Raw genomic sequence first — 22564 nt, forward strand, 5'->3', positions numbered from 1 at the left:
ACCACGCAACTCTGGCTGCATCATCGCAGTCCTTTCTACGGTTAGTGCAGCCGCTGTGATTCAGCTCACCGGGCATAAAGAAATCATAAGCGAGAAATCGTTCCTAAAGACAGAGAGGTCTTTGCGCAATGAGTGCAAATCATCGAATCCGTCCTCCCGCGGACGGGGGTGGCGACGGGGGAGCGCGGATCGACATCGCCGGTCTGACGAAGCGCTATCTGACTCCGAAGGGCGAGACGTTCACGGCCATCCGCGACGTCTCCCTCACGGTCGAACCCGGCCAGTTCTGCTCGATCGTTGGGCCCACGGGCTGTGGGAAATCGACCACGCTGGCTCAGGTCTCGGGCCTCGAGAAGCCGAGCGCCGGCTCCGTCAAGGTGGGCAGCCACCTCGTGGACGGCATCACGAACGGTGTGAGCTACATGTTCCAGGCGGACGCGCTGTTCCCGTGGAAGAGCGTGCTCAGCAACGTCATGATGGGCCCGATCCTCCTCGGCACGCCCAAGCGTGAGGCCACCGAGCTCGCGCGGGACTGGCTCCGCCGCGTGGGCCTCGCCGGCTTCGAGGACCGCTACCCGCACCAGCTCTCGGGCGGAATGCGCAAGCGCGTTGCCATGGCCGCGGCCCTCATCAACAACCCCCGCATCCTCCTCATGGACGAGCCGTTCGGCGCCCTCGACGTGCAGACCAAGGCGATCATGCAGAACGAACTGCTCAAGCTCTGGGAGGAGCTGCGCCCCTCCGTGCTGTTCATCACGCACGATCTCGACGAGGCCGTCGCGCTCTCCGACCGGGTGGTCATCATGACCAGCAGCCCGGGCTCGGTCAAGGACGTCTTCGACATCGACCTCCCGCGGCCGCGCGGCAACGTCCAGCAGATCCGCCACGAGGAGCGGTTCCTCGAGCTCCAAGGCCAGATTTGGGAGTCCCTCAAGGACGAAGTGACCCGCGCCTATGCGCGAACGGCAGGTGCAGCATGACAACCCTCACTCACGGCGAAGCGCGTGGCGGTGCGCCAAAGGGCAGTGCGCCAAAGACAGAGCAGCCGGCAGCCGCGAGCGCTGCCAAAGCGCGCAGCGCCGCCCAGCGCCGCAAGGTGTGGATCTGGGTCGGAAGGATCGCGCTCGCCGTCGTCATCATCGGCGGGTGGCAACTCTGCACCAATGTGAAGCCCGACGGCAAGCATCCTCTGGTTGACCCCTTCTTCTTCGGCATGCCGACGCAGATTTGGGATGCCCTCGTTGCCCTCTTCAGCAACACAGAAGATGCCTCCTTCGGCTCGATCTGGGAGAACATCTGGGTCACGGGCCAAGAAGCGATCTTGGGCTTCCTCCTCGGAACGTGCGTGGGAATCGTGCTCGGCCTGCTCCTCGGTTCGAACAGATACCTCTCCTCTGTGGTCGGCCCGTACATCCGGATCGTCAACTCGATCCCCCGCATCATCCTCGGCTCGATCTTCATCGTCGCGTTCGGCCTCGGAACCTTCCCGAAGGTCCTGCTCGCGGCCGTGCTCGTCTTCTTCGTGGTCTTCTTCAACGCGTTCCAAGGCGTCCGCGAGGTCGATCAGAACCTGGTCGCGAATGTCCGCGTGCTCGGCGCCTCGCCGTTCCAGGTCGCGATCCACGTGACCATCCCGTCCGCCATGACGTGGATCATCGCCAGCCTCCACACAGCGTTCGGTTTCGCGATCATCGGCGCCCTCGTGGCCGAGGTGCTCGGTGCGCAGCAGGGGCTCGGCCTCATCATCAGCCAGGCTCAGGGGAAGTTCGACCCGGACACCGTCTTTGCCTGCATGATCATCATCGCGGTCATCACGCTCCTGGCCGAATTCCTCATCGGACTCCTCGAACACTCGCTTCTCAAATGGCGGCCTCCGAACAAATCAGAGGCCCAAACCATCTGACCGCAGATATCTCTCCCAAGAATCCAATTCTCCAATTGATCAACAAAGGATGCGTAAAACAATGATGAAGCGCACTATCTTTGCCGCCGCCGCCGCCGTCGGCGCCATGGCGCTCAGCCTCACCGCATGTGGCGGCGCCGCCAGCCCCGCCGCCAACGGGGGCGGCAGCTCCGGTGCCTCCGGCGCCATGCCCACCGTGAAGATGATGATCGGAGGCATCGACAAGCAGATCTACCTCCCCTACAAGCTCGCAGAGCAGCTCGGCTACTACAAGGAGCAGGGCGTCGACATGCAGCTCTCCACCGAGCAGGACGGTGGCGTTGGCGCCGAGGACGCGATGATCTCCGGCCAGGTCGACATGTCCGGCGCGTGGTACAACCACACCTACGATTTCCAGCTCCAGGGCAAGGACATCATCAGCGTGGTCCAGCTCTCGGGCGCTCCCGGCGAGCGAATCATGTGCAGTCCCAAGGCCAACGTCCACTCGCCTGCCGATATCAAGGGCAAGAACATGGGCGTCACGGACCTCGGTTCGGGCACGGACACCCTCACGCAGTTCATCGCGTCGAAGGCTGGGCTCAAGTCTGGCAAGGACTACAAGACCGTCAAGGCGGGCGCCGGCGCAACGGCGATCGCGGCCATCAAGAACGGTCTGGCCGACTGCGTCATGACCACGCAGCCCACGGTCACGGCGATGGAGAGCCAGGGCGTCGCCGAGTCGGCGATCGACCTCGCCACGACCGACGGCGCCAACAAGGCCGTGGGCGGCAACTGGCCGGCCGCGAGCATCATCGCCAAGAAGGAGTGGGTCGACGCCAACAAGGACACCGTCCAGAAGGTAGTCAACGCCCTCGTCAAGACGATGCACTGGATCGCCACGCACTCGGCTCAGGACATCGCGGACAAGCTGCCCTCGGACTACGTCCAGAACAAGAACATCACGAAGGCGGACTACGTCAAGGCCCTCACGGCGGACAAGGCGCAGTTCCTTCCCGATGGCCTGATGCCGGCCGGCGGCCCGAAGACGATCGCGGACATGTTCACGACGCTCGGCAAGGACGTCTCGAAGATCAAGTACACCGACACTTTCGACAACAGCTTCGCCATCAAGGCGAACCAGACGCTCGGTGAGAAGACCACGACGACGCCTGCCGGCGACAACGGCTAAAGCACCCCACGACGGCGGGCCCGCGCTTCCAAGCGCGGGCCCGCCGTCGTGTTCTCCCCTGTTTTCGCGCGCCCCCTCTTGTTGCTCCGGGGAGGCGCCCAGAAGGAGGCCCTAGGGGCGGGAGATCAGTCGTTGTCGATGTGGCTCATGTCGCCGTAGCGGGAGCCGACGACGGCGTCACGCGGCACTGCTCGCTCGAGCGCCTTGAGATCGTCCTCGGCGAGCTGAACCTCCCGAGCCGCGGCGTTCTCCTCGAGGTACTTGACGCGCTTCGTGCCGGGAATCGGCACCACGTCATCGCCCTGGGCGAGGACCCACGCGAGGGCGATCTGTCCCGGTGTGACCCCCTTGCGCTCCGCAATCGCCTTGACCTCGTCGACGAGCCGGAGGTTCGCCTCGAGCGCCTCGCCCTGGAAGCGCGGGAAGTAGCGGCTGCTGCGCGCATCGCCGTCCTGCTGCACGGACTGGGCAGTCATGCGCCCGGTCAGAATCCCGCGACCCAGCGGGGAGTAGGGCACGAGGCCGATCCCGAGTTCGCGGATCGTGGGGAGGATCTCGTCCTCGAGGTCGCGGGTGAAGAGCGAGTACTCGGTCTGCAACGCCGTGATGGGGTGGACGGCGTGGGCGCGGCGGATGGTGGCCGGCGACGCCTCGGAGAGCCCGAGGTGACGGACCTTCCCGGCCTCGACGAGCTCGGCCATCGCCCCGACGGTCTCCTCGATGGGCACCTTCGGGTCCACGCGGTGCTGGTAGTAGAGGTCGATGTGATCCACGCCGAGCCGGTCGAGCGACGCGTCGCAAGCCTTGCGGACGTATTCTGGGCTTCCGTCGATGCCGAGCCTCTCGCCATTCGGCCCCCGCACGTTCCCGAACTTGGTCGCGAGCTGAACCTCGTCGCGTCGCCCGGCAATCGCCCGGCCCACGAGCTTCTCGTTGGTGAACGGCCCGTACATGTCCGCCGTGTCGAGGAACGTGACGCCGAGGTCGAGGGCGCGGTGGATGGTCTCGAGGCCTGAATCTTCGTCTGGAGCCCCGTAGAACTCGGACATGCCCATGCAGCCGAGTCCGAGAGAGGAGACTGTGAGCGGGGATTGAGTGCCAAGGGTTCTGGTCTGCATGGTTCCAGCCAACCGGTTAGAGTGCGCTCTAAGTCAAGGTCTCCCGGTAGAGGTCGATCTTCGCGTCGACGGCCCGAAGGTTCTCGGTGACCTCGGCGAGCTGGGCGAGCACGCGCTCGCGGTGCGCTTCGAGGATCTCGAGCCGCTCGCGCTCGTTGCCGGGGCCCTGCCGCACGAGCGCGGCGTAGCGGCGGATCTCCCGCACCGGCATGCCGGTGGCGCGAAGGCGAGCGACCATGAGGATGGCCGTCACGTCCCGGTCCGAGTATTCGCGGTGACCGGACGGCGTGCGGTCCACGTGGTGCAGCATGAGGCCGTCGCGCTCGTAGTAGCGCAGGGTGTGCGGAGTGAGGCCGGTGCGCTGGGCGACTTCGGCAATGGTGAGACCCATTGAAATATCAACGCATGGTTCGGGTGCTGACACAATGGCGGCATGCGCACCTTTGGGGTGGAAGAAGAGCTGCTGATCGTGGATCCGTCCACGGGTGAGCCGCTCGCCCTCGCCGGGCGGATGCTCGCCGTCGCCGGACGCCCGCCCGACATGGGGCACGAGTTCAAGCTCGAGCAGATCGAAGTCCAGACTGCCCCGTGCCGAACCCACGACGACTTGCTCGCCCAGCTCTACGCCGGCCGCCGCCTCGCGGACCGGGCGGCCAAGGCCTGCGGGGGCCGGGTGGCCGCGCTGGCCACGTCTCCACTCGGCTCGGCCACGACCCTGACTCCGGACGACCGCTTCGCCCGCATGGACGACGAATTCCGCATCATCTCCTACGAGCAACTCACGTGCGGGCTGCACGTGCACGTCGCGATCGAGTCGAAGGACGAGGGCGTCGCGATCCTCGACCGCATTCGCGACTGGCTCCCGATCTTCATCGCCCTGACCGCGAACTCGCCGTTCTGGTTCGGTTCCACGACGGGCTACGCGAGCTTCCGCACCCAAGCGTGGAATCGCTGGCCCACCTCGGGACCCCAGGACCTGTACGGATCGGCGCAGGCGTACGCGGAGCTCATGGCCTCGATGGTCGGCACCGGGGCGATCCTCGACGAGGGCATGGCCTACTTCGACGCCCGCCTCTCCCGGCACCACCCAACCGTCGAGATCCGCATCGCCGACGTCCCGCTGCTCACGTCGGACTCCGCGCTCGTCGCCGTCCTGGTCCGCGCGCTGGTCGAGACCGCGCTGCGCGAAGCTGCCGATGGCGTTGCCCCCTTGGCCACGCCCGTCGGCATCCTCCGCCTTGCTGCCTGGCGGGCCAGCCGGTCGGGCCTGAACGGCCAGCTCGTCCATCCCGCCAAACGGGAGCCGGTTTCGGCGAGCGACGCCGTTGCCGCCCTGCTCGCGCACGTCGCGCCCGCGCTGCGCGAGACGGGCGAGTTCGCCCGCACCGAGCTCGCGATTGCGCAGCTTCTCGAGCGCGGGACGGGCGAGCGCGCGCAGCGTCAGGCAGCGGCCGACGGCGGCGGGCTGGCCGGCGCTGTGCGTGCCGCCGTCAAGCACACGGTGTCGCGCGAGGGCGGCTGGGACGACGGCGCGCGGGCCACGCTGAGCTTCGTCCGACGTCGGTGGCCCCTCGCGCGGGGACGCCGCGCCTGACGCTGACGCGCCAAGACCGTCCTTCGGCACCTCGGCCGTCCCTCCGAGGCATAACCGTCTGTTCCGATCGACGGTTATGCCGGTCCGGGACGGTTACGGCGCCGGGTGCCGCAGGAGGCGCCGAAGGACCAGCGAGTATCCGGCCCGGGCGCCCCAGACGGCAACAGCGTTGAGCGGCTCGGGAAGCCGGGCGAGGCCGAACTCCTGTGACCAGCTCACCTCGGAGCCGCCGTCGTGCGGGGTCACGGTCACGGCGACCGACCCGAGGACGAACCGCCCGGACTTCGCGATGCTCGCGTGGCCGGGCGTGGTCGCCGTGGGCGGCGCGAGCTCTTCGAAGGTCATGACGTCGTTGAAGCCAAGGCGCCTGAACCTGCGCGGGCCCACCATCGTGCACGCCACGAACCGGTGGCCGGGCCGCAGCTCCGATGCCGCAACGGCCCCCTGGGTGACGTGCGTGAAGGGCACGAGCCGGTCGTGGGCGCGGAGATCGAGGATCCGCGCCCACGCCTCGGGCGCCGGCAGGGACGTACGGATGCGGAGTTCGAAGCGCCTCAGTGGAGCGCCCGGTCGAGGTCGCCGATGAGATCGCCGACGTCCTCGAGGCCCACGCTCAGGCGGAGGACGCCGTCGCCCAGCCCGATCGCGGCGCGGCCCTCGGCGCCCATCGCACGGTGCGTCGTCGTCGCCGGATGGGTGATGAGGGACTTCGAATCGCCCAAGTTGTTCGAGATGTCGATGATCTTCAGGCCGTTGAGGAGCCGGAACGCCGCGTCCTTCCCTCCGTCCTCGGGCGCGTTGAGCTCGAAGGTGAGCACCGTGCCGCCTGCGCTCATCTGCTTGCGCGCAAGCTCATACTGCGGGTGCGACTTCAGGTGTGGGTACTTGACCCAGCCAACCTCCGGCTGAGCCTCGAGCCATTCCGCGATCGCGAGCGCGCTCGCGGACGAGTGGCGCACGCGCAGGCCCATCGTCTCGAGGCCCTTGGTGAGGACCCACGCGTTGAACGGGCTCAGCGAGGGGCCGGTGTGGCGCATGAGCTGCTTGACCGGACCGTCGATGAACTCCTTCGGGCCGAGGATCGCGCCGCCGAGCACCCGGCCCTGCCCGTCGATGTGCTTGGTCCCCGAATAGACCACCACATCGGCGCCGAAGTCGAGGCTGCGCTGCAGGAGCGGCGTGGCAAAGACATTGTCGACGACGACGGTCGCCCCCACGGCGTGCGCGAGGTCCGCCACGGCCTGGATGTCCACGAGCTCCTGCATGGGGTTTGACGGCGACTCGAAGAACACCGCGGTCGTCGGCACCGAGAGCGCCTCGCGCCACTGGTCGAGGTCCGGTCCGTCGACGAACACCGTCTCGACGCCCCAGCGCGGGAGGATCTCGTTGAGGATCACGAAGCACGAGCCGAACAGGCTCCTCGCGGCGACCACGCGGTCGCCGGCGCCCAGCAGCGCCCCGAGTGCAGTGAACACCGCGGACATGCCGGACGCCGTCGCGAAGCACGCCTCCGTGCCCTCGAGCAGCCGAAGCCGCTCCTGGAAGGTGGCCACCGTCGGGTTGCCGTACCGGGAGTAGACAAAGCGTTCGTCCTCGCCGGTGAAGGCCCGTTCGGCAGCCTCCGCCGACTCGTACACGAAGCCCGAGTTCAGGAACAGGGCCTCTGACGTCTCCTGGAAATTGGTGCGGTCAAGCCCGCCGCGCACAGCCTGGGTGTCTTCGCTCCAGCTGGCGGCGTCGATGTTGAAGGTCACTGACTACTCTTGTCCTACGTTCGTGGGGAGGCCCCGGTTCTTCCAGCCGTTGACGTTCCGCTGCCCGTCCGGGCCGGGAATGCCCTCAAAGCCTTCCAGCACGTTGTACGCCTTGAAGCCGAGATTGGTGGCAACGGCGGCCGCAGCCGCGGAGCGATGCCCCGAGCGGCACAGGAACAGGAGCTCGGTGGCCCGGTCCTCCGGCCCCTGGAGCTCGAGCTCCGTGAGGAAATCCGGGTTGGGGATCCCGCCGGAGAAGACCCAGGGGATGAACAGCGGATCGTTGTCCGTCTGCCGGGTGTCCGGAATGCCGATGTGCGCCCACTCCTCCTCCGTGCGGACGTCCACCAGGACGGCCTCGCCGGACTTGAGCTTCTCCCACGCCTCGAGGGGCGTCACGTCTCCTGCGTAGCTCATGCGTGGCCCTCGTATTCGAGATCGGTGCTGAGATCCTCGACCGCCGAGGCCACCGCGGCGTCCGCGCGGGCGATGGCGTGAGGCAGGATGACGGCTTGCGCAACGATGACGTCGGTGCCGTTGAACGTCGCGGCGGGGCTGCCGTGGAGCACGTACCCCTCCGCGAGGGCCTGCGAAATGCGGGCGCAGAACTCGCGGGTGTCCGGTCCGGTGAGGAGACGATAGGCGAGGCGCTCTTCAGAAGCGCTCGACGGAGCCGCGGGATCGTTGAGCGGTGTGGCGGCCGCCTCTCCCGTCTCGATGGCGGTGTCGGACATGGGCGGGGGCTCCTTCTGGCTTGCGTATCGATGGTCGAAATGCCGAGTCTTCACCTGAGGCACCCCGCCGGATGGAGGGTTGCCGGCCAGCAAGTCAGGGCAGTGCGACCACAGAAGCAAGCTCCGCCGTCGCGCGCTGGCGCTCGTTACTCTGCGTCGAAAGTAACACGGCGACGGCGGAGCCAGCCATGAGAGCCCGGTAACGATTGGCAACACCCCGCAACAGAGGCGGAGTGGCTTGCCTAGCGGACTTCCTGCCCTGCCAGAATGCCGTCGATCTGGCCCACGGCCTCCCTCATACCTTCCTCCATGCCCATGGCGAGGAGCTTCTCCAGCTGTTCGAGGCTCTTGAAGGTGGCGACGGACGTCATCCGGGTGATCCCGTCCGTCTCTTCCAGGCGGACCGCCGTGTGCGTGGTGTCGTCGCGGTCGAGCGGCTCGCCGTCGTCGCCCGCGAAGCCGTCGTCGAACTCGAGGCGACGCGGAGCCTCGACTTCCGTGATGCGCCACCAGCCGTAGGCGCGCTCGCCGTCCGGCCCCGTCATGAAGTACCGGGACTCGCCGCCGGGCTCGAACTCGTGGCGTGTGAACGTTGCCGGCCACGTGGGCGGCCCCCACCAGCGCTCGAGCTGGCGGGCGTCTTCCCAGACCTGCCACAGCCGGTCCGGGCTGGCTCCGTGTTCGGTGATGAGTGTGAGGGTCAGATTGTCGAGGTCCTTGGTGCTGCTGACGAAGGGCATGGTTCCCCCTGATTAGTCGGAGAGGAGCTCATCGATGCGGGCTGCGCGGCCCCGCCACAGATCCTCGTACGCGTCGAGGAGGCGGGCCGCTCGGCGAAGCGCCTCGGGATTGGAGTGCACGATCTGCTCCCTCCCGCGGCGTTCCTTCCTCACGAGCGAGGCTCGTTCGAGGACCGCGACGTGCTTCTGCACGGCCGCGAAACTCATGGCGTAGTGCTTCGCGAGGTCCGAGACCGACTGCTCCCGCAGCATCGACTGCCGGATGATGTCCCGGCGGGTCGAGTCCGACAGGGCTTGGAAGATCCGGTCGGTCTCTTCGTCGCGGAGCTGTTCTACAACCATTTGGTTGTAGGTTAGCTCGCGACGGCGGGGAGGACAAGGGGGTCATGCTTGCGCTCGAAACCATCTCTCGCGGGGAAGTTCCCGTAACAGGAACTTCCCCGCGAGAGGGGAACTGCAGTCGATGCAAAAGCGAACTTGTCGGCGATAAGCGCACTTCTCGTTCGCTCGAGGCTCTCCGTCAGGATCCGTCAGGAGGGGCCGTTGGCTGCCAGCAGGTGATTGGGCAGCCGGTTCCCGGGGGCTCTGCCGCGGATCTCGAGGAGCTCCCGGGCGTGATTCCAGAGGCGCCGGTCCTCGTCGGAGACGGGAACCCACGGCTCGATCGGGATCGCAGCGCCGGATTCGTCCCGGGCCACCATGACCGTAAGGCAGTACGTGGTGAGCTCGAGTTCGTGGCCCCTCGGGCTGCCCGAGCGCACGTGAACGGCGATGTGCATGCCCTTGTTGCCCGTGTACACAAGCCGAGCCTCGACCTCTACCACGTCGCCGATCAGCAGCGGTCGGTAGAACCGGACCCCGCCCGAGAACACCGCCACCGTGTCCCGGCCGCAATAGCGGGCCGAGCACACGTAGGCCGCCTCGTCGATCCACTTCATGACCGTGCCGCCGTGGACCTTGCCGCCCCAGTTCACGTCGGTCGGCGCCGCCAGGAATCGGAGCACCACGCGCTCCGATGTCCCCGCGTCCGTGTACTCCTGCTGCCGCATGGATTCCACGATCTCGTTCCGGACGGCGATCCGGGCAACCGCGTGTGCCTCGGCCTGCCGCTCCGCCTCGGTCCTGGGCATGAAGGACGGCACCTCGACTGGGCGCCCATCTGTGCCGACGGCCACGAAGATGACCAGGCAGTCACTGCGCATGGTGGGTGTGCCGCCCTTCGGATCGCCGGAGGAGACAACGGTGCGGATATGCATCGACGAACGGCCGGTGTAGACGATGGTCGCCGTGACCTCGACCATGTCGCCCACATTCACGGGGTCGGCGAAGTGGATGTTCCCCACGTAAGCCGTCACGCAATACGTCTTGGCCCAGCCCACGGCCGCCGCGTAGGCCGCCTTGTCGACCCACTCGAGGACGGTGCCGGCGTCGACCGAGCCGGAATGCCCGACGTCGGTGGGCGCTGCGAGGAAGCGCAGGGTGACTTCGGGGTTCAGAGTGGAAGCGTCGCCCACGGTGGGGTCGGAAGCGGTCGGTGCCATCGCCGTCGTCGTCCTTTCAGCCCCAGAGCCGCTGGGTGGCGAGCCGCGCGCCCTCGGAGAGCGCCTCGAGCTTGGCCCACGCGATCTGCGGGTGGACTCGACCGCCCAGCCCGCAGTCGGTGGAGGCGATGACCCGCTCGCGGCCGAGGATCTGGGCGAAGCGCTCGATGCGGTCCGCCACGAGCTCCGGGTGCTCGACGACGTTGGTCGCGTGGGAGACGACGCCCGGCACCACCGTCTTCTCCTCGGGCAGCGTGAGGTCGCGCCACACCTTCCACTCGTGCTCGTGGCGCACGTTCGCGGCCTCGAAGGAGTAGGAGCCCGCGTTGATGGAGAGCATCGTCTGGGCGAGGTCCGCGAACGGGAGATCCGTGGTGTGCGGGCCGTGCCACGAGCCCCAACAGAGGTGGAAGCGGATCTGCTCTGGGGGCAGGTCTCGGATCGCGTAGTTGAGGGCCTCGACGCGGAGCTGCGTGAACGCGAGGTAGTCCTCGACCGTGGGCTCGGGGTTGATCATGTCCCAGTTCTCGGCGATCGACGGATCATCGATCTGCACGATGAGTCCGGCCTCGACGATCGCCTTGTACTCCTCGCGCATCGCATCCGCGCAGGCGTAGACCAGCTCCTCGTCGCTCGTGTAGTACTCGTTGGCGATGCGGGACGCCGAGCCGGGGGAGAGGGCGGGGAGGAAGCCGGTCTCAAAGCCGTTCGCGGCGAGGGCTTCCTTGAGGTGCGCCACATCGCGCTGGACCGCCTCCTGGCCGACGTACGTGATCGGCCCCGTCACGGTCGGCTGCGGGACGGCCTTGCGCCCCGTGAGGATGAACGAGTTCGGGTCGTTGTACGCCTCGTCGAAGCGCACCCGGTCGCGGCGGTCCCGCATGCTGGTGAGGCGGATCTTTCCCGGCTCCGAACGCACCTTCTCGGTGCTCTGCCAGCGATCCACTCCGCCTTGGGTGAGACCGCCCAGACGGGAAAACGAGTAGTTCCACCACGCCCCGTAGTCCACTGAATTGGACATCGTGTGCCCGTACTCGCCGTCGTTCGGCAGGGTGATGCCAGCATCGCGCTGCCGGGTGACGACGTCCTTCACCGACTGCGCGAGCAGCTCCTCGAACGCCGCAGGGTCCTCGGGGTTCTCGGCCATGGCAGCGTTCGCCGCGAGGAGCTCGGCCGAGCGGGGGAGGGAGCCGGCGTGCGTCGTCTGGATGAAGTCGGTGTTGTGCATGGGGCCAGTCTGGCCCATCCCCGCCCCGGAATTGTCGCGTTACGACGGGTTAAGCCATCCTGCACTCGCAGAAACCCGACAATTCCGCCCGGGGGCGGAGGGGCTACGCGCGGTCCTCGTCGCCGAAGCCGGTCTGCGTGTGACCGCCGCTGTCCGAGGGGATCCCGGCCGCGCCGGCCGTGCCCAGACCGATCCCCGATCCCCGGCGGCGGCGCTCGCGGTGCGCAGGCTCCTTCTTCGCTGTTCCGCCTTCGGTCTGCGGCTGGTGGAGCAGCATGGACTCCTGGTTGTGGCCGTAGCCGTCGTCCTGGCTGTACCCCTCGCCGAGGCCGGGGTCGTCGCCGTAGACGGGCGTGTCCATGACGGCTGGCTCTTCGCTGTCAGCGGGTTTGCTGGGTTCCATGAGTGAACCGTAGGCACACGACGGCGGCCGCCGCCAGATATGTTCGCCCGCCGATGAAGTGGGTTTGGGAGGACGGCCTTCCGGACCCTTGGACGTCCTAGTAGATTTCATCGTGACGTGGATCACTTGGGCTGAGTTTCGTTGCGGGAGGCGCAGCATGACAGTCACCGACGACTTCAGGGCCGCGCGCGACCGGCTCCTTGAGCTGCGCGAGGACTACGGGAAGGCGCTCGCGGAGTTCGAGTGGCCGCGCTTCGAGGAATTCAACTTCGCCACGGACTGGTTCGACGCGCTCGCCGCCGATCCCGAGCGGGGTTCGGAGCCCGCGCTGGTGATCGTCGAGGAGGACGGCAGCTCGACGCGCCGCACCTTCGCCGACCTCGCCGAGGCGTCGCGGCGCGCCGCTTCCTGGCTCAAGGACCAGGGCGTGCAGCGCGGCGACCACGTCATCATCATGCTCGGCAACCAGGTAGAGCTGTGGGAGCTCATCCTTGCCTGCATCCGGCTCGGCGCCGTCATGATTCCGACGACGACCCTCATGGGCCCGCGCGACCTGCAAGACCGGGTGGACCGCGGCGCGGCGCGGTGGGCCGTCGTCGCCCGCGCCCACCTCGAGAGGTTCGACGACGTCGACGGCGACTACACGCTCATCAGCGTCGGCGGCGCCTCGGAGGGCGGTCACCCGGTGCTCGATTACTCCGGGGCCGCGGCCGCTGCACCCGATTTCGCCCCCGACGGCCCCACCCGCGCGGACGAGACCCTCCTCCTCTACTTCACATCCGGCACCACGTCCAAGCCGAAGCTCGTGGAGCACACGCACACCTCGTATCCCGTGGGGCACCTCTCGACGATGTACTGGATTGGGCTTGAGCCGGGAGACGTGCACCTGAACGTCGCCTCGCCGGGCTGGGCGAAGCACGCGTGGTCGAACGTGTTCGCGCCGTGGATCGCGGAGGCCACGGTGTTCATCTACAACTACGCACGGTTCGACGCCCCGGCCCTCCTGGAGCAGATGGGACGCGAGGGCGTCACGAGCTTCTGTGCGCCCCCGACCGTGTGGCGGATGCTCATCCAGACCGACCTCACTCAGCTCGCAACCCCGCCCCGCAAGGCCGTCTCCGCGGGCGAGCCCCTCAACGCCGAGGTCATCGACCAGGTGAAGCACGCCTGGGGCCTGACGATCCGGGACGGCTTCGGCCAGACCGAGACCACCGTGCAGGTCGCCAACACGCCCGGCCAACCCGTCACCGCCGGTGCGATGGGGCGCCCGCTCCCGGGCTACGACGTCGTCCTCGTTGACCCCGCGACGGGTGAGGAGACGGACGACGGCGAGATCTGCCTCCGCCTCGACCCCCGACCTGTGGGGCTCATGGCGGGGTACCACGCCGACCCCGAGCGCACCGCCGAGGCCTTCCGCGGCGGCTACTACCACACCGGCGACATGGCGCGGCGGGATGCCGACGGCGTCATCACCTATGTGGGCCGCGGCGACGATGTCTTCAAGTCCTCGGACTATCGGCTCTCGCCCTTCGAGCTTGAGAGCGTGCTGATCGAGCATCCCGCGGTCGCGGAGGCCGCCGTCGTGCCGTCCCCCGATCCGGTGCGGCTCTCGGTGCCCAAGGCGTTCGTGGTGCTCGCGCCAGGCTACTCGCCCGGGCCGGAGCTCGCGGAGGAGATCCTGGGTTATTGCCGGGACCATCTCGCGCCGTTCAAGCGCATCCGGCGGCTGGAATTCAGCGACCTGCCCAAGACGATCTCCGGCAAGATCCGGCGGGTCGAACTCCGCCACGCCGAGGAGGCGAGGCAGTCGGCGACGAGCGGGAGCGCCGGCGTCGAATACTCGGAAGCGGATTTCCCCAGCCTCAAGGGGTAGACATGGGCGGACCGCTGCCGCGCGACCCCATCGCCGACGCGCAGCGCAACTGGGAGCAGCACGGGTGGGGCGAGGTCGCCGCGCCCATGGCCGCGATCACGGCGATCATGCGGACGCAGCAGATCCTGCTCGGGCGGATCGAGGACGTGCTCCGGCCGTTCGGACTCACGTTCGCGCGGTACGAGCTACTGGCCCTGCTGAGCTTCGCGCGCGACGGTTCGCTCCCCATGAGCCGGGCCAGCGCTCTGCTGCAGGTTCACCCGACCTCGGTGACGAACGCCGTCGACCGCCTCGAGGCGGCCGGGCTCGTCGAGCGTGCGCCGCACCCCACGGACGGGCGCACCACCCTGGTGACGCTGACGGACGCCGGGCGGCGGGTTGCCGGGCGGGCGACGGCGGCACTCAACACCGAGGTCTTCGCCCGGTCGGGCTTCACGGACGACGACGTGGAGCACCTTATTCGGGTGCTCCACGGCTTCCGGCGGCGCGCGGGGGACTTCCTCGACCCGTGACCCTCTCTGTACTTCAGCGGTTGGAGCGGTCCCGGATGTCGTTGATGATGCCGGAGAAGTCGCGCTGGGCGCCGCCGTGCTCGAGGAAATCGTCGTACATCTTTGCGGCGAGTGGGCCGATCTGGGCTGCGACCCCGGTGCTTTCGATGGCTTGGAGCGCGAGGTGGAGGTCCTTCGCCATGAGGGCGCCGGTGAAGCCGGGCTCGTAGTTGCGGTTCGCGGGGCTCGTGGGGACAGGGCCGGGAACCGGGCAGTTGGTGGTGAGCGCCCAGCACTGGCCGGAGGCGTGGGCTGCGACGTCGAAGAGGACTTCGTCGGTGATTCCGAGCTTCTCGCCGAGGACGAAGGCCTCGCACACGGCGATCATCGAGGCGCCCAAGATCATGTTGTTGCAGACCTTCGCGGCTTGGCCCGACCCGTGACCGCCGCAATGCACCACCCGCTTGCCCATGAGCTCAAGGAGGGGGCGCACCTGGTCGAAGTCGCCGTCGTCCGCTCCGACCATGAAGGTGAGGGTTGCGGCCTCGGCGCCCACCACGCCCCCCGACACGGGTGCGTCGACGAAGCGGTGACCTGCGTCGGTGGCGGCTGCAGCAGCCTCGCGCGCCTCGTCGACGTTGATGGTCGAGCAGTCCAGGAACAGCGTCCCCGGCGCCGCGCCTGCGAGCAGGCCCTTCTGGCCCTCCGTCCCGCGGTAGAGGTCGAGCACCTGCTGGCCCGCCTGGAGCATCGTCAGAACGATCGACGCACCCTCCGCGGCCTCTTGCGCCGAGCCGGCCACCTCGACACCGCGCGCGCGGGCAGCCTCCGCCGCCGCAGGGAACGGATCAAAGCCAAGCACCTCGATGCCCGCCTTGACGAGGTTCCCCGCCATGGGGCCGCCCATGTGCCCGAGGCCGAGGAAGGCGATTCGACCGGTCATCTCCGCTAGCTCCCTTCCGGCATCACGAAGTGCGCGCCCTGACGGATGCCCGAGGGCCAGCGGCTCGTGACGGTCTTGGTCTTCGTGTAGAAACGGAACGCGTCGGCGCCGTGCTGGTTGAGGTCGCCGAAACCGGAGGCCTTCCAGCCGCCGAAGGTGTAATAGGCGATCGGGACCGGGATGGGAACGTTGACTCCGACCATCCCCACTTCGACGCGGCTCGCGAAGTCCCGTGCGGAGTCACCGTCGCGCGTGAAGATCGCGACGCCGTTGCCGTACTGGTTCTCGCTGCAGAGCCGCAGGGCTTCCTCGTAGTCGTCGGCGCGGACCACGCTGAGCACGGGGCCGAAGATTTCGTCGCGGTAGATCCGCATCTCGGGCGTGACGCGGTCGAACAGGGTGGGGCCGACCCAGAAGCCGTCCTCGTAGCCCTCGACCTTCAGGCCCCGGCCGTCCGTCACGAGCGCGGCGCCCTCCTCAACGCCCGAGGCGATGTAGCCCTCGATGCGTTCCTTCGCCATCGGCGTGACGACCGGACCGAAGTCGCTGTCCCTGTCCAGGCTCGGGCCCACCCGGAGGTCCTTGATGCGCTCCTGCAGCGCCCCGATGAGCCTTTCCGCTGTCTCCTCACCCACGGGAACCGCGACCGAGATGGCCATGCACCGCTCGCCCGCGGAGCCGTAGCCCGCGCCGATGAGGGCATCGGCGGCCATGTCGAGGTCCGCGTCGGGCATGATCACCATGTGATTCTTCGCGCCGCCGAAGCACTGGGCGCGCTTGCCGTGAGCGGCGGCCGTCGCGTAGATGTACTGGGCGATCGGTGTCGATCCCACGAAGCCGACCGCCTTCACACGCGGGTCTTCGAGCAGGGTGTCCACGGCTTCCTTGTCGCCGTTGATCACGTTGAAGACACCGTCGGGAAGCCCGGCCTCCGTCAGCAGCTCGGCAAGCCGGAGCGGAACCGACGGGTCCCGTTCCGACGGCTTGAGGATGAAGGCGTTTCCCGCCGCGAGGGCCGGCCCCGACTGCCACAGCGGGATCATGGCGGGGAAGTTGAAAGGCGTCATCCCCGCGACGACCCCGAGGGGTTGGCGCAACGAGTGGACGTCGATTCCCTGGCCCACGCTGTCCGAGAACTCGCCCTTCAGCAGGTGAGGCGCGCCGGCTGAGAACTCGACCACCTCGATGCCGCGCTGCACGTCGCTCTTGGAGTCCGCAAGCGTCTTCCCGTGCTCGCGGGAAAGGAGTTCGGCGAGTTCATCGATGTGCTGGTTCACGAGGTCGACGAACTTGAGCAGGATCCGCGCGCGGCGCTGCGGGTTGAGCGCCGCCCATTCCTGCTGGCCCTTCTCCGCGCTGGCGATGGCGGTTCGCACCTCGTCGGCGCCTGCAAACGGCACTCGGCCCTGGACCTGACCGGCGCAGGGGTCGTAGATGTCCCCGTACCTTCCGGACGTGCCTTCGACCCGTTGCCCTCCGATGTAGTGGGAAAGCTCGTACACCACGACGAACGCTCCTTCGCATCCAGTCCGGCTGTGATCCACGTCTCTTTGGCGGGACCTAGGACCGAACATACTCGGACTTCCAACTAGTTTCCAGACCGCTGAGGTCGGGTGGTGCGCCGCTGAGGTCGGGTGGTGTGCCGCTGAGGTCGGGGGGTGCGCCGCTGAGGTCGGGCGGTGTGCCGCTGAAGTCGGGTGGTGTGGTGCCGAGGTCGGGGGGTGCGCCGCTGAGGTCGGGGGGTGCGCCGCTGAGGTCGGGCGGTGTGCCGCTGAAGTCGGGCGGTGTGCCGCTGAAGTCGGGGGTGTGTGCTGTCGCTGCATCCGTATGCCCGTCCTTAGGCACGACGACGACCGGCAGCTATCGTCTGGAAATCGCCGCCGGGGTGATCTCGGCGTCGCGGGACCCGACTTCGGCGTTAGGGCGGGGTGATCTCGGCGTCAGGCGGGGTGATTTCGGCGTCGCGGGACCCGACTTCAGCGTCAGGCGGGGTGATCTCGGCGTCAGGCGGGGTGATCTCGGCGTCGCGGGACCCGACTTCGGCGTCAGGCCGGGTGATCTCGGCGTCGAACGGGTCGTCCCGCTTTTGGGCTCTCAGGAGAGGACGACGCCTCGTTCCAGCCGGATGACGTGGTCAGCTGCCGCGATGTCGGCACCATCATGGGTGACGCAGAGGACAGCGGTGCCGCGAGCGGCCTCCTCGGCGAGGATTCGGCGGGCACGCTCCTGACTCTCGGAGTCAAGCCCCGCGGAGGGTTCGTCCAGAATGAGGATCTCAGCTGAGCGCGCGAGCCCCTGGGCGAGCAGGACCCGTTGGCGCTGGCCGCCCGAGAGGGCTGAGAAGGGGCGACGCTCAAGTCCGTCCATCTCCACCCGCGCGATTGCCTGGCGCACCGCCCGAGCTCGCGCGCAGGCGGCCAGCCGGCCGCGCCGATACCGCCGGTCACCCCACGTGCCCATCGTGACCACATCACGGACGGTGACAGAGAGCGCTTCGGGCACCGCAGGCCGTTGCACGACGAGGGCGACATCCGCGGCTCGTTCAACGACACCTCTGTGCGGGCTGCGCACTCCCGAAAGAAGTTCCACGAGAGTGGATTTGCCCGCGCCGTTAGGGCCGACCAGTGCGGTCACAGCGCCCCAAGGGATCTCAACGCTCACACGCTCGAGCACCTTGTTGCCACCGAAGGCGTAGAACAGGCCCTCTGCACGGATCGCTGGGTGCAGTCCGGTCATTCTGATTCCCTTCGTTTTGATAATGATTCTTATTAATCTTAGACTCTCGGTTATGCCCTCGCTCGCCGAACCTCCGGTCGCCGACTTCCTCGTGCGCGCTCTGGCCGGCGGACTGCTGGCTGCGCTGATCTGCGGGGTCGTGGGCACGTGGGTGGTCATCCGCGGGATGGCCTTCTTCGGAGAGGCGATCGGCCATGGAATGTTGCCCGGCGTCGCCGTCGCAACCGTGCTCGGCATGCCGGTCCTCGCCGGTGGTGCCCTCAGCGCAGTGGCGATGAGCGTGCTGATTGGGCTCCTGCAGCGGCGCGGCCGGCTCTCATACGACACGAGCATCGGACTTCTGTTTGTCGGAATGCTCTCGCTCGGGGTCATCGTCGTCTCGCACTCCCGCAGTTTCGCGAGAGACGCCACTGTCATGCTGTTCGGCGACATTCTTGCGATCGGCATGACCGAGATCCTCGTACTAGCGGTGACGGCCGCGCTGACGGTAGCGGTCGCCGTCGCCTTCCATCGGTCGTTCGTGGCCGCAGCGTTCGATGTCCGGATTGCGCAGGCTCTCGGGCTCCGGCCGCAGCTCGCGAAACTGCTGCAGGTGGGCTTGGTCACGCTGGCCGTCGTGGCGTCGTACAAGGCCGTGGGGTCACTCTTGGTGGTCGGCCTCCTGCTCGCGCCGGCGGTGGCGGCGAGTCCCTGGACCACCCGCATCCCTCTCAGGATGTGCGCCGCCGTCGGATTTGGTGGGGCCGCCGTCGTTGTCGGTCTGCTCGTCTCCTGGTACGCGAACACTGCCGCGGGCGCCTCGATCGCCGCGTTGGCGATCCTCCTCGCGCTCTCCTCCGCCGTTGCGCATCGGCTTTGGGAGCGCGTCCGAATTCAGCCGCCGATCGACCGCAAGAGGGAAAGGCACCAATGAATCCTCGCCGTATCGCAGCCGCACTCCCAGTGCTGCTGCTCGTCGCCTTGTCGGCATGCTCGAATGCCGCTCCGTCCGGCCAGCTGCCTCCGAGCTCAGCAACGCCGTCTGGGGCGGGCCATGGGGCAGTCACTGGCGCATCGGAAGTGGCCGAACCCCAGCTTCACCTCGTCGCCATTGACGGGACCGGCAACGTCGGGATGCTCGATCTACTGGGGAACCGTGAGACAAAGCTTGGTACGGTTGCGCCCCCGGCGGCGACCGCGACCGACGGTCGCTATGTCTTCGCTACGACTCCGAAAGGGGTCGAAATCGTCGACAGCGGCGTGTGGACCTGGGACCACGGGGACCATTTCCATTACTACCGGGCCACGCCGGCGCTGCTCGGGAGTGTCCGCGGCGGCGGATCGCCAGTGGTCATTACCGGCCCGCTCTCCACCGCCGGCGGAACTGGGCTGTTCTTCCCCGATTCGGGGGAAGCGGTGCTCCTCGACAATGCTTCCCTCTCTCGTGGAGAGATCAGGGAGAGGTTTCGGATCGAGGTGACGCCGCACGCGGGGCTCGTTGCTCCTGTCGGCGACGGGGCAGTCGTGACGGCAGCGGACGCCGCTGGAACCCCCGCAGCATTGCAGTACTACGACGCCGACGGGAAGCCTGTGGCGGGCGTTCGGGCTGATTGCCCCGGCAGTCATGGCAGCATCGTGACGCGCGTCGGCACGGTGGTCGGCTGTGCCGACGGTGCGATCCTGATCACGGGGTCAGGGGACAAGCCCGTGCTCGAGAAGGTCCCGTATCCGGAATCGGCGCCGGCCGGTGCGGCCGTGAGGTTCGATTCGCGCAAGGGACGCCCGACCGTGGCAGGGCTGGGGGAGTCCTCGGGCGTGTGGCTGCTGAGCACGCGCCAACGCTCCTGGCAGTGGCTGCCGACCCAGACCCCGATGGTGCGCGCGACCGCCGTCGATGATTCGAGAGGGCACGTCGTCACCCTCGATGCCGGAGGCCGGGTACACGTCTACCTCGCGAAGACGGGCGAAGAGGTCGGCGTGACAGAGCCACTTCTGCCGAAGACCATGTCCGCCGCGCCGTCGCTCGAGACCGTGACCCTCACGGTTGACGCACAACGCGCGTACCTGAACGCTCCCGCCGAAGGCGTGGTCTACGAAATCGACTTTGCCGACAAGGCTCGGATTGCACGGACGCTCTCACCTTCCGTGCGGCCGGTCTTCGTGGCGGAGGCCGGTCGATGAGGCGCTTCCTCGCCCTCGCGCTGGTCGTGGTGTCAGTGTGTCTGGCTGGGTGCGCCCCAGTCCGCACGGCCGAGAAGCCGCAGATCATCGTGACCACCAACATCTTGGGCGACGTCGTGCACAACATCGTCGCCGATCAGGCCGATGTGACAACGCTCATGAAACCGAACGCTGACCCGCATTCATTCGAGATCTCCGCGCAGCAGGCGGCCCAGATGAGCCACGCGGACCTCATCGTCGCCAACGGACTCGGCCTCGAAGAAGGTCTTCAACAGCACTTGGACCGCGTGGCAAGCGCGGGCGAAAAGGTGTTCACCGCCGGAGATCATCTGACGCCCCTTCCATATTCCTCCGGCGACGCCGAAGGGGCGCCCGACCCGCATTTCTGGACTGACCCCGCACGAATGATGCAGGTCGTCCGGGCGTTGGAGGGAAGACTTTCCGGCGTCCGGGGCATCGAGCCGAGCATCCTTGCGGAGCGGGCAGCGGCGTATCGCGACCAACTCCAGCACCTCGACCGCGACATGGGTGAGTCCTTTGCAGCAATACCCCCTGCCCAGCGCGCGCTCGTCACCAACCACCATGTCTTCGGCTACCTCGCCGATAGGTTCAAATTCCGTGTCATCGGCGCCGTCATCCCGGGTGGCACGACACTCGCCGCCCCGAGCGCAGCAGACCTGCGTGCTCTCGCCGAAGCGATCAGGCAGGCCGGCGTGCCCGCGATCTTCGCCGAAACCTCGCAACCGGACCGGCTTGTCCGCGTGCTTGCCCGAGAGGCTGGGGTGGCCGTCGACGTCGTCGCCCTCTACACCGAATCCCTCTCTGAACCCGGGCAGGCCGCAGAGACCTATCTCGCGATGATGCGCACCAACAGCGACCGAATCACCACAGCACTCACCAAAGAAGCCGCACCCCAGAGAGGAACACCATGAAAAGATCACGATCCGCCCGCATTGCGGGCGCCGCAGCCACCGCCGCCGCAGCGCTCGCCCTGAGCTCGTGCGCCAGCACAGCTCCAGGAAGCCCCGCCGCCTCCGCGTCGCCGACGGCGGAAACAACCGGACGGGTGGCCATCACCTACAAGAGCGGCATCGCGGTGCTGGATGGCAAGACGCTCAAGGTCGTTGAGACCTTCCCGACCGAAGACTTCACCCGTGTCAATGGCGTCGGCGACGGACGGAACGTCCTCGTCACGACGTCAAAGGGATTCCAAGTCCTCGACACCGTGAAGCCCGCGCTCACCGACTCGGTATTCAACGCCACGGCTCCCGGCCACGTGGTGCGTCACGCCAACAACACCGTCCTCTTCGACGACGGAACCGGCACCACGACGATCTTCGGCACCGACGCACTGCTGAACAGCGGAGGCAAACTGCCCACGGCCGAGACCTACACAGCGGCGGCGCCGCACCATGGCGTCTCCATCCGACTCAGTGACGGAACCCTTCTCACCACAGTCGGGGACAAGGCGGGGCGCACCGGTGCCGCGGCACTCCGCCGAAGCGGCGAAACGTGGGAAAAGGTCTCCGAGAACAATCAGTGCAAGGGAATTCACGGTGAGGGGGCAGCGGCCGACGAAGCCGTCATCTTCGGCTGTGAAGACGGTGCACTGCTCTACCATCACGGGAAGTTCGAGAAATTCACCGCGCCGGATGCCTACGGCCGCATGGGCAACGCCTACGTCTCGGAAGCAAGCCCCGTCATCGTCGGCGACTACAAGAACAATCCGGACGCCGAAGGCTATCTGCTGAACGCCGTCACGCTCATCGACACTGCAAAACGCACTTACAGGGTCGTGAATCTCCCGAATGAGGTCCGGTACACGTGGCGTGACATCGCCCGAGCCACAAATGGCCTCGCCTACATTCTTTCCACCGACGGATCAATCCACGTTCTCGATCCGGCTTCGGGAGAAATCGTCAAGAAATACCCCGTCATTGCGCCATGGGAAGGACCCGGCCATTGGCAGGACCCGCACCCCGCCATCACCGTGAACGGCACCACCGGCTACATCACCGAACCCGCCACGAGCACGGTGTGCGCCATCGACCTCACGAGCGGGGCCGAACTCGGGTCGGTGAAGCTGTCGGCGCCACCGAATGAAATCACCGTGGCGCAGGGGTGACCTCGGCGTCGGGGGGCCCGACTTCGGCGGGGCGCGACCCGACTTCGGCGGCT

At 67.6% G+C, this 22564-nt stretch carries 24 protein-coding genes and 1 riboswitch; of the genes, 10 read left to right on the forward strand and 14 right to left on the reverse strand.

What is annotated here, in order from left to right; translation table 11 throughout:
- The first annotated feature begins 128 nt into the window (after nt 1-128).
- The 3 genes from E5679_RS07385 to E5679_RS07395 all read left to right on the forward strand — a co-directional run bounded on the left by E5679_RS07385 (nt 129) and on the right by E5679_RS07395 (nt 3071).
- Nucleotides 129-980, forward strand: coding sequence for an ABC transporter ATP-binding protein (locus E5679_RS07385; RefSeq protein ID WP_138414438.1), 852 nt, complete (start codon nt 129-131; stop codon nt 978-980).
- Nucleotides 977-1903, forward strand: coding sequence for an ABC transporter permease (locus tag E5679_RS07390; protein WP_138414439.1), 927 nt, complete (start codon nt 977-979; stop codon nt 1901-1903). Before E5679_RS07385 ends, E5679_RS07390 begins: the two co-directional genes overlap by 4 nt.
- A 61-nt stretch (nt 1904-1964) precedes the next feature.
- A complete protein-coding gene (locus tag E5679_RS07395; RefSeq protein ID WP_212746914.1) occupies nt 1965-3071 on the forward strand; it encodes an ABC transporter substrate-binding protein in 1107 nt (368 codons plus the stop codon).
- A gap of 125 nt (nt 3072-3196) precedes the next feature.
- On the opposite strand, the gene E5679_RS07400 is transcribed toward E5679_RS07395, so the two are convergent.
- Both E5679_RS07400 and E5679_RS07405 read right to left on the reverse strand, forming a co-directional pair.
- Nucleotides 3197-4189: an aldo/keto reductase gene (locus tag E5679_RS07400; protein WP_138414440.1), complete on the reverse strand. Its 993-nt coding sequence runs from the start codon at nt 4187-4189 to the stop codon at nt 3197-3199.
- 28 nt (nt 4190-4217) lie between these two features.
- Complete coding sequence (locus E5679_RS07405; protein ID WP_138414441.1) at nt 4218-4580, reverse strand: MerR family transcriptional regulator; 363 nt, start codon at nt 4578-4580, stop codon at nt 4218-4220.
- A gap of 42 nt (nt 4581-4622) precedes the next feature.
- Here E5679_RS07405 and E5679_RS07410 point away from each other — a divergent pair, with 42 nt between their 5' ends.
- Nucleotides 4623-5783 (forward strand): glutamate--cysteine ligase, encoded by a 1161-nt coding sequence (locus tag E5679_RS07410; RefSeq protein WP_138414442.1) that lies wholly within the window; start codon nt 4623-4625, stop codon nt 5781-5783.
- A 93-nt stretch (nt 5784-5876) separates the two neighbouring features.
- Here the strand turns inward: E5679_RS07410 and E5679_RS07415 are convergent, their stop codons facing one another.
- The 9 genes from E5679_RS07415 to E5679_RS07455 form a co-directional block, all read right to left on the reverse strand.
- Nucleotides 5877-6251, reverse strand: a complete 375-nt coding sequence (locus tag E5679_RS07415) for an SRPBCC family protein (protein ID WP_138414443.1) — start codon at nt 6249-6251, stop codon at nt 5877-5879.
- Between the two features lie 86 nt (nt 6252-6337).
- The gene (locus E5679_RS07420; RefSeq protein WP_138414444.1) at nt 6338-7537 is read right to left on the reverse strand and encodes an O-succinylhomoserine sulfhydrylase; all 1200 of its coding nucleotides are present in this window, start codon (nt 7535-7537) and stop codon (nt 6338-6340) included.
- 3 nt (nt 7538-7540) lie between these two features.
- The gene (locus E5679_RS07425; RefSeq protein WP_138414445.1) at nt 7541-7954 is read right to left on the reverse strand and encodes a rhodanese-like domain-containing protein; all 414 of its coding nucleotides are present in this window, start codon (nt 7952-7954) and stop codon (nt 7541-7543) included.
- Nucleotides 7951-8271, reverse strand: a complete 321-nt coding sequence (locus E5679_RS07430; RefSeq protein ID WP_138414446.1) for a DUF1737 domain-containing protein — start codon at nt 8269-8271, stop codon at nt 7951-7953. Before E5679_RS07430 ends, E5679_RS07425 begins: the two co-directional genes overlap by 4 nt.
- An 11-nt stretch (nt 8272-8282) precedes the next feature.
- Nucleotides 8283-8422, reverse strand: a riboswitch (SAM riboswitch).
- A gap of 91 nt (nt 8423-8513) precedes the next feature.
- Complete coding sequence (locus tag E5679_RS07435) at nt 8514-9011, reverse strand: SRPBCC family protein (RefSeq protein ID WP_138414447.1); 498 nt, start codon at nt 9009-9011, stop codon at nt 8514-8516.
- Nucleotides 9012-9023: 12 nt separating this feature from the next.
- The gene (locus tag E5679_RS07440) at nt 9024-9353 is read right to left on the reverse strand and encodes an ArsR/SmtB family transcription factor (RefSeq protein ID WP_138414448.1); all 330 of its coding nucleotides are present in this window, start codon (nt 9351-9353) and stop codon (nt 9024-9026) included.
- A 188-nt stretch (nt 9354-9541) separates the two neighbouring features.
- On the reverse strand, nt 9542-10552 hold the full coding sequence (locus E5679_RS07445) for an acyl-CoA thioesterase (RefSeq protein WP_138414449.1): 1011 nt from the start codon (nt 10550-10552) through the stop codon (nt 9542-9544).
- Nucleotides 10553-10568: 16 nt separating this feature from the next.
- Nucleotides 10569-11780, reverse strand: coding sequence for a cobalamin-independent methionine synthase II family protein (locus tag E5679_RS07450; RefSeq protein WP_138414450.1), 1212 nt, complete (start codon nt 11778-11780; stop codon nt 10569-10571).
- A gap of 103 nt (nt 11781-11883) precedes the next feature.
- Nucleotides 11884-12183 carry a hypothetical protein gene (locus E5679_RS07455; protein WP_138414451.1) on the reverse strand — a complete coding sequence of 100 codons (300 nt, stop codon included), beginning with the start codon at nt 12181-12183 and terminating at the stop codon, nt 11884-11886.
- Between the two features lie 157 nt (nt 12184-12340).
- On the opposite strand from E5679_RS07455, the gene E5679_RS07460 reads away from it, so the two are divergent.
- Nucleotides 12341-14056, forward strand: a complete 1716-nt coding sequence (locus E5679_RS07460) for an AMP-binding protein (RefSeq protein ID WP_138414452.1) — start codon at nt 12341-12343, stop codon at nt 14054-14056.
- A gap of 2 nt (nt 14057-14058) precedes the next feature.
- Nucleotides 14059-14568 (forward strand): MarR family winged helix-turn-helix transcriptional regulator, encoded by a 510-nt coding sequence (locus tag E5679_RS07465; protein ID WP_138414453.1) that lies wholly within the window; start codon nt 14059-14061, stop codon nt 14566-14568.
- Nucleotides 14569-14581: 13 nt separating this feature from the next.
- On the opposite strand, the gene mmsB is transcribed toward E5679_RS07465, so the two are convergent.
- The 3 genes from mmsB to E5679_RS07480 form a co-directional block, all read right to left on the reverse strand.
- Nucleotides 14582-15490 (reverse strand): 3-hydroxyisobutyrate dehydrogenase, encoded by a 909-nt coding sequence (gene mmsB, locus E5679_RS07470; RefSeq protein ID WP_138414454.1) that lies wholly within the window; start codon nt 15488-15490, stop codon nt 14582-14584.
- 5 nt (nt 15491-15495) lie between these two features.
- Nucleotides 15496-16995 (reverse strand): CoA-acylating methylmalonate-semialdehyde dehydrogenase, encoded by a 1500-nt coding sequence (locus E5679_RS07475; protein ID WP_138414455.1) that lies wholly within the window; start codon nt 16993-16995, stop codon nt 15496-15498.
- 589 nt (nt 16996-17584) lie between these two features.
- The gene (locus E5679_RS07480) at nt 17585-18226 is read right to left on the reverse strand and encodes an ATP-binding cassette domain-containing protein (RefSeq protein WP_138414456.1); all 642 of its coding nucleotides are present in this window, start codon (nt 18224-18226) and stop codon (nt 17585-17587) included.
- 52 nt (nt 18227-18278) lie between these two features.
- On the opposite strand from E5679_RS07480, the gene aztB reads away from it, so the two are divergent.
- The 4 genes from aztB to aztD all read left to right on the forward strand — a co-directional run bounded on the left by aztB (nt 18279) and on the right by aztD (nt 22511).
- Entirely contained in the window at nt 18279-19139 is an 861-nt protein-coding gene (gene aztB / locus E5679_RS07485) for a zinc ABC transporter permease AztB (protein ID WP_138414457.1), read from the forward strand.
- 146 nt (nt 19140-19285) lie between these two features.
- Complete coding sequence (locus E5679_RS07490) at nt 19286-20386, forward strand: ABC transporter (RefSeq protein ID WP_249336012.1); 1101 nt, start codon at nt 19286-19288, stop codon at nt 20384-20386.
- Nucleotides 20383-21318, forward strand: a complete 936-nt coding sequence (aztC, locus tag E5679_RS07495) for a zinc ABC transporter substrate-binding protein AztC (RefSeq protein WP_138414459.1) — start codon at nt 20383-20385, stop codon at nt 21316-21318. Before E5679_RS07490 ends, aztC begins: the two co-directional genes overlap by 4 nt.
- Nucleotides 21315-22511, forward strand: a complete 1197-nt coding sequence (aztD, locus tag E5679_RS07500; protein ID WP_138414460.1) for a zinc metallochaperone AztD — start codon at nt 21315-21317, stop codon at nt 22509-22511. Before aztC ends, aztD begins: the two co-directional genes overlap by 4 nt.
- Nucleotides 22512-22564: the final 53 nt, after the last annotated feature.

It is taken from the genome of Sinomonas gamaensis (assembly GCF_005876955.1).
GTDB lineage: Bacteria > Actinomycetota > Actinomycetes > Actinomycetales > Micrococcaceae > Sinomonas > Sinomonas gamaensis.